The sequence below is a fragment of the Nocardioides ganghwensis genome, assembly GCF_014779655.1.
Lineage (GTDB): Bacteria > Actinomycetota > Actinomycetes > Propionibacteriales > Nocardioidaceae > Nocardioides > Nocardioides ganghwensis.
This window is the reverse complement of sequence record NZ_JACXYX010000004.1, coordinates 218,777-231,456: the sequence shown is the minus strand read 5'-3', so window position 1 is coordinate 231,456 and position 12,680 is coordinate 218,777. Positions and strand designations below refer to the sequence as shown.

The window sequence follows — 12,680 nt, the reverse complement described above, 5'->3', positions numbered from 1 at the left end:
ACTGGAGGAGCGACGCCTACAACATGAGCGATTACCAGAAGGAGATCTACGACTGCGTGTGGGGAGTGATCTACATCTATGACACCCGCTACTTCAACCTCCAGTACAAGCTCGAGGGAAACGAGTCGCACTACGCCCGCAAGGCCGGACGAACCCACGAGTGGATCCGCGGCAACTGCAAGGTCGGAAGCATGTCGTACGCATGCAGCCAGTACCGGCGCTGATCGCGGCCCCGGCAGCCGGGTGATCACCCGCCGGCGACACCGGCGACTGCAGTGATCGCAGTTCGCCCCCGACCGCACGGCGCGGTCGGGGGCGATGCCGTTCTGCGACCGCTCGATCAGCGCGGACGTCGGTACGCCGGCGCGGCCCCGTCGATCGCGTCACCCATGCGGTGGATGCGGAGCGCATTGGTCGAGCCGGGGATGCCGGGCGGGCTGCCGGCGATGATCACGACCAGGTCGCCCTTCTCGACGCGACCGATGTCCAGCAGCGCCTCGTCGACCTGTCGGACCATCTCGTCGGTGTGCTCGACGTCGGCGCCGAGGAACGTCTCGATGCCCCACGTCAGCGCGAGCTGCGAACGGGTCCGGGGCTCGGGGGTGAACGCGAGGATCGGGATCGGTCCGCGGTAGCGCGAGAGGCGCTTCGCCGAGTCGCCGCTGACGGTGAACGCGACGACGTACTTCGCGCCCACCCGCTCCGCGACCTCGGCCGCGGCCTTGGCGATGATGCCGCCGCGGGTCTGCGGGTTCCACGCGACGGCCGCCATGTGGCTCAGGCCGTGGTCCTCGGTCGACTCCACGATGCGGGCCATGGTCTGCACGGCGACGACGGGGTACTCCCCCACGCTCGTCTCGCCCGACAGCATCACGGCGTCGGCGCCGTCGAGCACCGCGTTGGCCACGTCGCTCGCCTCGGCGCGCGTCGGCGCGGGCGAGCTGATCATCGACTCGAGCATCTGCGTGGCCACGATGACGGGCTTGGCGTAGCGACGGGCCTTGTCGATGATGAGCTTCTGGTGGATCGGCACGTCCTCGAGCGGGCACTCCACGCCGAGGTCGCCGCGCGCCACCATGATGCCGTCGAAGGCGTCGACGATCTCGTCGATGTTCTCGATGGCCTGCGGCTTCTCGATCTTGGCGATGACGGGGACGAAGATCCCCTCCTCGCGCATCACGTCGCGCACGTCCTCGGCGTCGCGGGCGTTGCGCACGAAGCTGAGGGCGATGAAGTCGACGCCCAGGTTGAGCGCCCACCGCAGGTCCTCGGTGTCCTTCTCGGAGAGCGCCGGCACCGACACGGCGACGCCGGGCAGGTTGATGCCCTTGTTGTTGGACACCTTGCCGGCCACTACGACCTCGGTGACCACGTCGGTGTCGTCGACGGAGAGCACCTTGAGGCGCACCTTGCCGTCGTCGATGAGGAGCGGGTCGCCGGCCTTCACGTCACCGGGCAGGCCCTTGTAGGTCGTGCCGCAGACCTCGGCGGTGCCCTCGACGTCGCGCGTGGTGATGGTGAACTCCGCGCCTCGCTTGAGCTTCACCGGTCCGTCGGCGAAGGTCTCCAGACGGATCTTGGGCCCCTGCAGGTCGGCGAAGATGCCGATCGCGTGGCCGGTGTCGTCAGAGGCCTGGCGGACCAGCCGGTAGACGGCCTCGTGGTCGGCGTACGCGCCGTGGCTCATGTTGAGCCGGGCGACGTCCATGCCTGCTTCGACGAGTGACCGGATCCCCTCCGGGGTGTTCACCGCGGGGCCGAGGGTGCAGACGATCTTTGCTCTACGCACGGGCCCAACCCTAGCGGACATTGGAACGATCCAAGCAACCGTCCGCCAGCTGTGCCGCCAGGTCGGTGCCTGTGGCCACCCCCGTCGAGCATGGGTGGGACGAGCACCGACCCGGCGTCACAGCGGCTGCTGGGCCGGACGGGCGGGTCAGACGACCAGCGGGCGCTCGTGCGGCTTGATCGGCGCGGGGAGCGTGGTCGATCCGGTGAGGTAGGCGTCCACCGATGCGGCCGCACTGCGACCCTCGGCGATCGCCCACACGATCAGCGACTGGCCGCGGCCGACGTCGCCGGCGACGTAGACGCCCGGCACGGACGCGGCGTACGACTCGTCGCGCCTGACGTTGCCCCGGTCGTCGAGCTCCACGCCGAGCTGCTCGACGAGACCCGGCTTCTCCGGGCCGACGAAGCCCATGGCCAGCAGCACCAGCTGGGCCGGGATCTCCCGCTCGGTGCCCTCTATCGGCTGGAACTTCGCGTCGACCTCGACCAGCCGCAGCGCGGAGACGTTGCCGTCGTCGTCACCGAGGAACTCCTGCGTCGACACGGCGTACACGCGTTCGCCGCCCTCCTCGTGGGCAGAGGAGACCTTGAAGGTCATCGGGTACGTCGGCCACGGCTGCCCTTCCGGGCGGTCAGCGCCGGGCTGCGGCATGATCTCGAGCTGCGTGATGGACCTCGCGCCCTGGCGGATCGAGGTGCCGAGGCAGTCGGCGCCGGTGTCACCGCCGCCGATGATGACGACGTCCTTGCCGGTGGCGACGATCTGCTCCGAGCCGTCGGTCGTCGGGGGCTCGCCCAGCGACGCGCGGTTGGCCTGCGGCAGGAACTCCATCGCCTGGTGGATGCCGGCCAGGTCGCGGCCGGGCACCGGCAGGTCCCGCGCGTCGGTCGCGCCCATCGCCAGCACCACCGCGTCATAGCGGTCGAGCAGCTTGTCCCCGGTCAGGTCGCCGCCGACGTCGACGCCGGCCCGGAAGACGGTGCCCTCGCGGCGCATCTGGTCGAGGCGCCGGTCGAGGTGCTTCTTCTCCATCTTGAACTCGGGGATGCCGTAGCGCAGCAGCCCGCCGATCTTGTCGGCGCGCTCGTAGACCGCGACGGTGTGCCCGGCCCGGGTGAGCTGCTGGGCGGCCGCGAGCCCGGCCGGGCCCGACCCGATGACCGCGACCGTCTTGCCCGAGAGCCACTCCGGCGGCTCCGGCCGGACGTAGCCCGAGCCCCACGCGCGGTCGATGATCGAGACCTCGACGTTCTTGATGGTCACCGGGTCCTGGTTGATCCCCAGGACGCACGCGGTCTCGCACGGCGCCGGGCAGAGGCGACCGGTGAACTCGGGGAAGTTGTTGGTCGCGTGGAGGCGGTCCATCGCGCCGTCCCAGTCGTCGCGCCACACCAGGTCGTTCCACTCCGGGATGATGTTGCCCAGCGGGCAGCCCTGGTGGCAGAACGGGATGCCGCAGTCCATGCAGCGCCCGGCCTGGGTGTTGATGATCGGGAGCAGGGCGCGCCCGATGCCGTCGGGGTAGACCTCGTTCCAGTCCTTGACCCGCTCGGCGACGTCGCGGCGCGAGGCGACCTCGCGGCCGTGCTTCAGGAATCCCTTGGGGTCAGCCATGCTGGTTCACCTTCTTCGCCAGTACGCGGTGGTCGGTCGTGGTCGTGATCGCTGCGCGCTCAGCCATGGAGGACCTCCATGATCCGGGCGGCGGCCTCTTCCTCGTCGAGGCCGTCCTCGAGGGCCTCCTCGCGGGCCTCGAGCACGCGCTTGAAGTCGCTGGGCATGACCTCGGTGAAGCGCGCCAGCGAGGAGTCCCAGTCAGCGAGGAGCGCGGCGGCGACGGCGGAGCCGGTCTCCTCCGCGTGCTGCTCGACCAGTGCCTTGAGCTCGTCGGCGGCCTTGCCCGTGACCGGTGAGAGCTCGACCAGCTCGGGGTTGACCCGCTGCTCGTCGAGGTCGAGCACGAAGGCGTAGCCGCCGGACATGCCGGCCGCGAAGTTGCGCCCGGTAGGGCCGAGCACGACCACCACTCCCCCGGTCATGTACTCGCAGCCGTGGTCGCCGACGCCCTCGACGACGGCCACCGCACCCGAGTTTCGTACGCAGAACCGCTCGCCGACGCGACCGCTGAGGAAGATCTGGCCGGACGTGGCGCCGTAGCCGATGGTGTTGCCACCGATGATCTGCTCCGACGCCTCGAACGTGGCGGCCCGGTCGGGCCGGACCACGAGGCGGCCGCCCGACAGGCCCTTGCCGATGTAGTCGTTGGCGTCGCCCTCCAGCCGGAGGGTCACCCCGCGAGGCACGAACGCACCGAACGACTGGCCGGCCGAGCCGGTCAGGGTGATGTCGATCGTGCCGTCGGGCAGTCCCTCGCCGCGGTAGCGCTTGGTGACCTCGTGGCCGAGCATCGTGCCGACCGTGCGGTTGACGTTGCGGACCGCGACCTGGGCGCGTACGGGCTCCCCGGACTCCAGCGCCGGTGCGGCGATGGCGATGAGCTCGTTGTCGAGCGCCTTGTCGAGGCCGTGGTCCTGCGTCTTGGTGTTGCGCAGGTCCTGGTCCTCGAACTGGCCGAACTCACCGTGGGCCGAGGCCTGGTGCAGGATCGGCGTGAGGTCGAGGCCTGCGGCCTTCCAGTGGTCGACCGCGCTGGCCACGTCGAGCATGCCGACCTGGCCGATCGCCTCGTCGAGGGTGCGGAAGCCGAGCTCGGCCAGCAGCTCGCGGACCTCCTGGGCGATGAACTCGAAGAAGTTCACGACGTACTCGGCCTGGCCGCTGTAGCGCTCGCGGAGCACCGGGTTCTGCGTGGCCACGCCCACCGGGCAGGTGTCGAGGTGGCAGACCCGCATCATGATGCAGCCGCTCACGACCAGCGGAGCGGTGGCGAAGCCGTACTCCTCCGCGCCGAGCAGTGCCGCGATGACCACGTCGCGCCCGGTCTTGAGCTGGCCGTCGGCCTGCACGACGATCCGGTCGCGCAGCCCGTTGAGCAGGAGCGTCTGCTGGGTCTCGGCGAGGCCGAGCTCCCAGGGACCGCCCGCGTGCTTGAGCGAGGTGAGCGGCGACGCGCCGGTGCCGCCGTCGTGGCCGGAGACCAGCACCACGTCGGCGTGCGCCTTGGAGACGCCGGCCGCGACCGTGCCGATGCCGACCTCGGACACGAGCTTCACGTGGATGCGCGCGGCCGGGTTGGCGTTCTTGAGGTCGTGGATCAGCTGCGCCAGGTCCTCGATGGAGTAGATGTCGTGGTGCGGCGGCGGGCTGATCAGGCCGACGCCCGGGGTGGAGTGCCGGGTCTTGGCCACCCACGGGTAGACCTTGTGGCCGGGCAGCTGGCCGCCCTCACCGGGCTTCGCTCCCTGCGCCATCTTGATCTGGATGTCGTCGGCGTTGGTGAGGTACTCCGACGTCACGCCGAAGCGGCCCGACGCGACCTGCTTGATCGACGAGCGCCGCTCGGGGTCGTAGAGGCGGTCAGGGTCCTCGCCGCCCTCGCCCGTGTTGGACTTGCCGCCCAGCCGGTTCATCGCGATCGCCAGGGTCTCGTGTGCCTCCTGGCTGATCGAGCCGTAGGACATGGCGCCGGTGGAGAAGCGCTTCACGATCTCCGAGACCGGCTCGACCTCGTCGATGTCGATGGGCTCGCGCACGCCGTCCTTGAAGGTGAACAGCCCGCGCAGCGTCATCAGGCGCTCGGACTGCTGGTTCACCCGGTCGGTGTACTGCTTGAAGATGTCGTAGCTGCCGGTGCGGGTGGAGTGCTGGAGGCGGAAGACCGTCTCGGGGTCGAACAGGTGGGGCTCGCCCTCACGGCGCCACTGGTACTCGCCGCCGATCGCCAGCTCACGGTGGGCGGGGGCGATGCCACCACGGGGGTAGGCCGTCGCGTGGCGGCGCGCCACCTCCTCGGCGATCGTGTCGAGCTCGATGCCGCCGAGCTTCGAGGTGGTGCCGCTGAAGTAGCGGTCGATGACCGCCTGGGACAGCCCCACGGACTCGAAGATCTTCGCGCCCGTGTAGGAGGCGACCGTCGAGACGCCCATCTTGGACATCACCTTGAGCACGCCCTTGCCGAGCGCCTTGATCAGGTTGGCGACGGCCTTCTCGGGGTCGACCTTGACGTAGTAGGCCTCGCGAGCGAGGTCCTCCACCGACTCCATGGCGAGGTAGGGGTTGACCGCGGCGGCGCCGTAGCCGACCAGCAGCGCCACGTGGTGCACCTCGCGGACGTCGCCGGCCTCGACGAGGAGACCGACCTGCGTACGGGTCTTCTCCCGCACGAGGTGGTGGTGGACCGCGCCGGTGAGCAGCAGCGACGGGATCGGCGCGAGCTCCGCGGTCGAGTGGCGGTCGGAGAGCACGATGATCCGGGCGCCGTCGGCGATGGCCGCGGAGACCTCGGCGCAGAGCTCGTCGAGCCGCGCCTCCAGCGCCGCTCCCCCGCCCTCGACGTCGTAGAGGCCGCGGACGATGTGCACCTGGAAGCCGGGCATGTCGCCGTTGCGGTTGATGTGACGGATCTTGGCCAGGTCGTCGTTGGAGAAGACCGGGAACGGCAGCACGATCTGGCGGCACGAGGCCGGGGTCGGCTCGAGCAGGTTGGCCTCGGGACCGATGGACCCGGCCAGCGACGTCACCAGCTCCTCGCGGATGGCGTCGAGCGGCGGGTTGGTCACCTGGGCGAACAGCTGGGAGAAGTAGTCGAACAGCAGGCGGGGCTTCTCGCTGAGGGCCGCGATCGGGGTGTCGGTGCCCATCGACCCGAGCGCCTCGCCGCCGGTGTTGGCCATCGGGCTCAGCAGGACGCGCAGCTCCTCCTCGGTGTAGCCGAAGATCTGCTGGCGGCGCGTCACCGAGGCGTGCGTGTGGACGACGTGCTCGAGGTCGTCGATGTCGTCGAGGTGGACCAGGCCGGCGTGCAGCCACTCGTCGTAGGGGTGCTCGGCGGCGAGCTGGCCCTTGATCTCCTCGTCCTCGATGATGCGGTGCTCGTCGGTGTCGACGAGGAACATCTTGCCGGGCTGGAGCCGGCCCTTGCGCACGATCGTGGCGGGGTCGAGGTCGAGCACGCCGACCTCGGAGGCCAGCACGACGAGGCCGTCGTCGGTGACCCAGTAGCGCGAGGGCCGCAGTCCGTTGCGGTCCAGCACGGCGCCGATCTGGGTGCCGTCGGTGAACACCACGCAGGCGGGGCCGTCCCACGGCTCCATGAGCATGGAGTGGAACTCGTAGAACGCCCGACGCTTGGCGTCCATCTCGCGGTGGTTCTCCCACGCCTCGGGGATCATCATCAGCACGGCGTGCGGCAGCGAGCGGCCGCCGAGGTGCAGCAGCTCGAGCACCTCGTCGAACGACGCCGAGTCGGACGCGCCGGGGGTGCAGATCGGGAAGAGCCGCTCGAGGTCGCCCGGGATCAGGTCGCTCTGCAGCAGCGCCTCGCGGGCGCGCATCCAGTTGCGGTTGCCCATGACGGTGTTGATCTCGCCGTTGTGGGCGATGAACCGGAACGGGTGCGCGAGCGGCCAGCTGGGGAACGTGTTGGTGGAGAAGCGCGAGTGCACGACGGCCATCGCCGACGCGACGCGCTCGTCGGTCAGGTCGGGGAAGACCTGGTCGAGCTGGTCGGTGGTGAGCATGCCCTTGTAGGCGAGGGTCCGTGCCGACAGCGACGGGAAGTAGACGTCGGTCTCGGACTCGGCGCGCTTGCGCAGGCAGAAGGCGAGGCGCTCGAGCGCCATGCCGGTGACCCGGGAGCCCTTGCCGGCCACGAAGAGCTGGGCGAAGGCGGGCATCACGCTGCGGGCGGTGGCGCCGAGCGTCGAGTCGTCGACCGGGACCTCGCGCCAGCCGAGGACCGTGAGGCCCTCCTCGTCGGCGATCTCCTCGATGCGCCGGCGGGTGGCCGCCACCGCCTCGGCGTCGCCGGGCAGGAACGCGGTGCCCACGGCGTACGCCCGGGCGGGCGGCAGCTCGAAGCCGAGCTCGGCGGTCACCTCGCGCAGGAACGCGTCGGGCACCTGCATCAGGATCCCGGCGCCGTCACCGGAGTTGACCTCGGCGCCGGCAGCGCCGCGGTGGTCGAGGTTGCGCAGGGCGGTGAGCGCCTTGGCCACGATGTCGTGGCTGGCCTCACCGGTCAGGGTCGCCACCATGGCGACACCGCAGGCGTCCTTCTCGTGGCGAGGGTCGTAGAGACCCTGGCTCGGCGGGAATGCGTGCATGGAGGCATTCTCCCGTCGTCGTCCCGGCGCGCCAGCGCGAACGGCTGGCAGGTCACGGGGGGTGGGTGTTTCCGCGCAGTGCGGTTCGAGGCTGGGGACGACGTTGGCCCGAGCAGAACGGAACCTATCACCGGCGCGTGCCGGTGGCCTACGACGTGTCAGGCCGTGGGACCGGTGGACTGCTCTCTGTCGGCGTCCGACCCGGAGTCCGACCCGGCGTCCGACCGGTCCTCGTGCTCGGTGTCCGACTCGGCGTCCGGGTCGGTGTCCGGCTCGCGGGTGCGGACCGTCTCCTCGCGACCGGGATGCCGGCGCGCGGACCACGCGAACCAGGCCGCGGCGAGGACGAACAGCACGATGGAGGTCCACACGTTGAGCCGCAGGCCGAGGACGTCGTCCATCTGCACGTCGTCGATGCGCAGGTTCTCGATCCAGCCGCGCCCGGCGGTGTAGAGCATCACGTAGAGCGCGACCACCCGGCCGTGGCCGAGGCGGAAGCGGCGGTCGGCCCAGATCAGCACGGCGAACGCGGCGAGGTTCCAGAGGCACTCGTAGAGGAAGGCCGGGTGGTAGGTCGCCACGTCGAGGTACTGGGCAGGACGGTGGGCGACGTCGATCTCCAGGGCCCACGGCAGGTCGGTGGGGCGGCCGTAGAGCTCCTGGTTGAACCAGTTGCCCCACCGACCCACCGCCTGCGCCACGATCACGCCGGGCGCAAGGGCGTCGAGGAGCGGGAGCAGCCTGATCCCACGCGAGCGGGCGCCCAGCCACACACCGACGGCGCCCAGGGCCACGGCTCCCCAGATGCCGAGGCCCCCGCGCCACACGTACAGCGCCGTGACGGGGTTGCGGCCCTCGCCGAAGTAGAGCTCCCAGTCGGTGATCACGTGGTAGAGCCGGCCGCCGACGAGGCCGAAGGGCACCGCCCAGATCGCCAGGTCGCTGACCTCGCCCGCCGTGCCGCCGCGCGCGACCCAGCGGCGCTCGCCGATCCAGATCGCGAGCGCGATGCCGAGGATGATGCTCAGGGCGTAGCCACGGATCGGGACGGGACCGAGGTTCCACACGCCGTCGGCGGGGCTCGGGATGGACATCAGCGTCACGAGCGGTGCCGGCAGGGAGACCATCGAGAACATGGGGAGCATCATCCTTCGTCGAGCAACATGAGCACGTCGTGGGCCAGCTGGGCCTGCGAGACGTCGTGGTCCCACATGATCGGGGTCTGGTCGTCGGCGTCGATGGCCATCACCCGGGTGCCGTGCGTGACGTCGTAGCCGCCGCTGGGGAGCTTCTCGCCCCTGTCGACCCCGACGTAGAGGCTCTTGCCGACCTCGACGATGTCGTCGAGGTCTCCGGTCAGCCCGATGATGCCGGGGTCGAACGCGCTGACGTAGTCCTCCACGACCGCCTCGTCGTCCCGCGCCGGGTCGGTGGTCACGAAGACCACGTCGAGCCGCTCCTTCTCGCTGTCGTCGAGCCGCGCGAGGGTCCCGGCGAGCGTGGCCATCACCTGCCCGCAGACGTCGGGGCAGTTGGTGTAGCCGAAGAAGACGAGCGTGAGGTCCTTGTCGGTGTCGTCGACGAGGCTGTAGGGCTCGCCCGCCGTGTCCACGAGGGGCGTCGCGACCACCTGTGCCGGCGGGTCCAGCGGGGTGCCGGTCAGCTCCATGGCGTCGCTCGAGCCCGTCGCACCGCCGCCGCATGCGGTCAGGAGCGCGAGCAGCGCGAGCGAACCCAGTGCCCTACGACCGCGCACGGCGTACGCCCTCGGCGAGGTCGGTGGTGAGGGCTCGGAGGGCGTCGAGCCCGGCGGCCTCGTCGCCCTCGTGGTCGAGCAGGCACCGGACGAACGCGGAGCCGACGATCACGCCGTCGGCGTAGGCCGCGACCTCGGCGGCCTGGTCGCCGGTGCTGACGCCGATGCCGACCGCGACGGGGACGTCGCCGCCGGCACGCACGCGCGCGACCAGAGGACCGGCGAGGTCGGAGCTCGACTCGCGGGCCCCGGTGACGCCCATGACGGCGGCCGCGTAGACGAAGCCACGGCTCTCCCGGGCCGTCATGGCGACCCGCTCGTCGGTGGAGCTCGGCGCGACGAGGAACACCTTGTCGAGGTCGTGCTCGTCGGCGGCGGCGATCCACTCACCGCCGTGGTCGGGGGTGATGTCGGGGGTGATCATGCCCGCTCCACCAGCGGCGGCCAGGTCGGCCGCCCACCGCTGCACGCCGTAGCGCTCGATCGGGTTCCAGTAGGTCATCACGAGGGTCGGGACACCGGTCTCCGCGACGGCCTCGACGACGCGCAGGACGTCCGCGGTGCGTACGCCGCCGTCGAGCGCCGCCTGCGCGGCGGCCTGGATGGTGGGGCCGTCCATCACCGGGTCGCTGTAGGGCAGGCCGATCTCGATCGCGTCGCAGCCGGCCTCGACCATCGTCCGGAGGGCCCTGATCGAGCCCTCGACGGTGGGATAGCCGGCGGGGAGGTAGCCGACGAGCGCTGCCCGGCCCTCCTCGCGCGCCGTGGCGAAGGCGGTGCTCGTGGACGTCACTGCTGCGCCTCCGTGTCCGGGCCGGTCGCGGCGTCCGCCTCCACCTGCTCCAGGTCCGCCTCCGGGCCCTCCTCTGCGTCGCCGAGCCCGAACCACTCGATGGCGGTGCCCATGTCCTTGTCGCCGCGACCGCTCAGGTTGATCAGCACCGTCGCGTCGGGACCCCTCTCCTGGCCGAGCCGCTTGGCGACGTCGAGGGCGCCCGCGACGGCGTGGGCCGACTCGATGGCCGGGATGATGCCCTCCGTACGGCTCAGCAGGGCCATGGCCTCCATCGCCTGCGCGTCCGTCACGGGGGTGTACGTCGCGCGCCCGGCGGCGGACAGCCACGAGTGCTGCGGTCCGACGCCGGGGTAGTCGAGGCCGGCCGAGATCGAGTGCGACTCGACGGTCTGGCCGTCCTCGTCCTGGAGGACGTAGGTGCGGGCGCCGTGCAGGACCCCCGCCTCGCCGGCGTGGATGGTCGCGGCGTGCCGGCCGGTCTCGACGCCGTCGCCGCCGGGCTCGAACCCGTGGATCTCGACGCCCTCGTCCTCGAGGAACGCGGTGAACAGGCCGATGGCGTTGGACCCGCCGCCGACGCACGCCGCGACGGCGTCCGGCAGCACGCCGTACTGCTCGAGGCACTGGGCGCGGGCCTCGTCGCCGATGCCGCGGCAGAAGTCGCGGACCATGCTCGGGAACGGGTGCGGGCCGGCGGCCGTGCCGAAGAGGTAGGCGGTGTGGTCGACGCTGGCGACCCAGTCGCGCAGCGCCTCGTTGATCGCGTCCTTCAGCGTCGCGCTGCCGGACTCGACGGGCACGACCTTGGCGCCGAGGAGCTGCATGCGGGCGACGTTGAGCGCCTGGCGACGGGTGTCGACCGCACCCATGTAGACCGTGCAGTCGAGGTCGAACCATGCGGCGGCGGTGGCGCTCGCGACGCCGTGCTGCCCGGCACCGGTCTCGGCGATGACGCGGGTCTTGCCCATGCGCCTGGTCAGCAGCGCCTGGCCGAGCACGTTGCGGATCTTGTGGGCGCCGGTGTGGTTGAGGTCCTCGCGCTTGAGCAGCACGCGGGCGCCGACCAGCTCGGAGAGCCGCTCGGCGTGGTAGAGCCGGCTCGGGGTGCCGGCGTAGTCGCGCAGCACCCGCTCGAAGTCGGCGACGAAGGCGTCGTCGGCCATGGCCTCGCGCCAGGCCTCGGTCAGCTCGTCCAGCGCGGCGACGAGGGCCTCGGGCATGAACCGCCCGCCCCACGTCTCGCCGAAGTAGCCGCGCTCGTCGGCCTCGTACCTCATCGGGCCACTGGGCACGCTCACGCTCACGGTGCAGTCACTCCTGTCATTGCTCGTACGGCGGACTCGGGGTCGCCGTCCTTGACCAGTGCCTCGCCGACCAGCACGACGCCCGCTCCCTCGGAGACGAAGCGCTCGACGTCGGCGACGCCGCCGATGCCGCTCTCGGCGACCTTGACGACGTCGGCGTGGATCTGGGGGGCGAGGCGGCCGAAGACGTCGGCGTCCACCTCGAGGGTCTTGAGGTTGCGGCTGTTGACGCCGATGAGCTCGGCGTCGAGGGCGAGCGCACGCTCGGTCTCGGCCTCGTCGTGGACCTCCACGAGGACGGTCAGCCCGAGCTCGCCGGCCTCGTCGTGCAGGCGGCGCAGGGTGTCGTCGTCGAGGGCGGCGACGATCAGCAGCGCGAGGTCGGCACCGGCGGCGCGGGCCTCGACGAGCTGGTAGGTCTCGACGATGAAGTCCTTGCGCAGGATCGGCGTCTCGACCGCGGCGCGCACGGCCCGGAGGTCGTCGAGGCTGCCGCCGAACCGGCGCTCCTCCGTGAGCACCGAGATCGCCGCGGCACCGCCCCGCGCGTAGGCCCCGGCGAGGGCCGCCGGGTCCGGGATGTCGGCGAGGGCGCCCTTGCTGGGGCTGCGGCGCTTGACCTCGGCGATGACGCTCGAGCCACGCGCCCGGAAGTGCGGCATCGGGTCACGCGGGGCGGGGGCGTCGGCGAGGTGGGCGAGCAGCTCGCCCAGCGGGAGCGCGGCCTCGCGGCGCGCGAGGTCCTCGCGTACGCCGGCGACGATGTCGTCGAGCACGGAACCGGTCGCAGGCATGGGATCAGCCTCTC

9 protein-coding genes are annotated in these 12,680 nt (G+C 71.2%); 1 reads left to right on the top strand and 8 read right to left on the bottom strand.

The window, feature by feature from the left end; all coding sequences use genetic code 11:
* Nucleotides 1-23: 23 nt before the first annotated feature.
* Nucleotides 24-224, top strand: a complete 201-nt coding sequence (locus tag IEZ24_RS06665; RefSeq protein WP_129453812.1) for a hypothetical protein — start codon at nucleotides 24-26, stop codon at nucleotides 222-224.
* 116 nt (nucleotides 225-340) lie between these two features.
* On the opposite strand, the gene pyk is transcribed toward IEZ24_RS06665, so the two are convergent.
* The 8 genes from pyk to trpC form a co-directional block, all read right to left on the bottom strand.
* The gene (gene pyk / locus IEZ24_RS06660) at nucleotides 341-1,789 is read right to left on the bottom strand and encodes a pyruvate kinase (protein ID WP_129453811.1); all 1,449 of its coding nucleotides are present in this window, start codon (nucleotides 1,787-1,789) and stop codon (nucleotides 341-343) included.
* 147 nt (nucleotides 1,790-1,936) lie between these two features.
* The gene (locus IEZ24_RS06655; RefSeq protein ID WP_129453810.1) at nucleotides 1,937-3,406 is read right to left on the bottom strand and encodes a glutamate synthase subunit beta; all 1,470 of its coding nucleotides are present in this window, start codon (nucleotides 3,404-3,406) and stop codon (nucleotides 1,937-1,939) included.
* 59 nt (nucleotides 3,407-3,465) lie between these two features.
* Nucleotides 3,466-8,016, bottom strand: a complete 4,551-nt coding sequence (gltB, locus tag IEZ24_RS06650; protein WP_129453809.1) for a glutamate synthase large subunit — start codon at nucleotides 8,014-8,016, stop codon at nucleotides 3,466-3,468.
* A gap of 158 nt (nucleotides 8,017-8,174) precedes the next feature.
* Entirely contained in the window at nucleotides 8,175-9,152 is a 978-nt protein-coding gene (gene lgt / locus IEZ24_RS06645; protein ID WP_318151915.1) for a prolipoprotein diacylglyceryl transferase, read from the bottom strand.
* An 8-nt stretch (nucleotides 9,153-9,160) separates the two neighbouring features.
* Nucleotides 9,161-9,772 (bottom strand): SCO family protein, encoded by a 612-nt coding sequence (locus IEZ24_RS06640; RefSeq protein WP_129453808.1) that lies wholly within the window; start codon nucleotides 9,770-9,772, stop codon nucleotides 9,161-9,163.
* A complete protein-coding gene (trpA, locus tag IEZ24_RS06635; RefSeq protein ID WP_129453807.1) occupies nucleotides 9,759-10,565 on the bottom strand; it encodes a tryptophan synthase subunit alpha in 807 nt (268 codons plus the stop codon). The genes IEZ24_RS06640 and trpA overlap by 14 nt, the downstream gene beginning before the upstream one ends.
* Complete coding sequence (trpB, locus tag IEZ24_RS06630; RefSeq protein ID WP_207206720.1) at nucleotides 10,562-11,845, bottom strand: tryptophan synthase subunit beta; 1,284 nt, start codon at nucleotides 11,843-11,845, stop codon at nucleotides 10,562-10,564. Before trpB ends, trpA begins: the two co-directional genes overlap by 4 nt.
* Before the next feature lie 23 nt (nucleotides 11,846-11,868).
* Complete coding sequence (gene trpC, locus IEZ24_RS06625; protein WP_129453805.1) at nucleotides 11,869-12,666, bottom strand: indole-3-glycerol phosphate synthase TrpC; 798 nt, start codon at nucleotides 12,664-12,666, stop codon at nucleotides 11,869-11,871.
* Nucleotides 12,667-12,680 lie beyond the last annotated feature (14 nt).

Excerpts from the sequence above, each read along its gene's own strand:
- gltB (WP_129453809.1), bottom strand. The coding sequence starts at position 8,016 with ATGCACGCATTCCCGCCGAGCCAGGGTCTCTACGACCCTCGCCACGAG.
- IEZ24_RS06655 (WP_129453810.1), bottom strand. The coding sequence starts at position 3,406 with ATGGCTGACCCCAAGGGATTCCTGAAGCACGGCCGCGAGGTCGCCTCG.
- lgt (WP_318151915.1), bottom strand. The coding sequence starts at position 9,152 with ATGTTCTCGATGGTCTCCCTGCCGGCACCGCTCGTGACGCTGATGTCC.
- IEZ24_RS06665 (WP_129453812.1), top strand. The coding sequence starts at position 24 with ATGAGCGATTACCAGAAGGAGATCTACGACTGCGTGTGGGGAGTGATC.
- trpB (WP_207206720.1), bottom strand. The coding sequence starts at position 11,845 with ATGAGGTACGAGGCCGACGAGCGCGGCTACTTCGGCGAGACGTGGGGC.
- trpC (WP_129453805.1), bottom strand. The coding sequence starts at position 12,666 with ATGCCTGCGACCGGTTCCGTGCTCGACGACATCGTCGCCGGCGTACGC.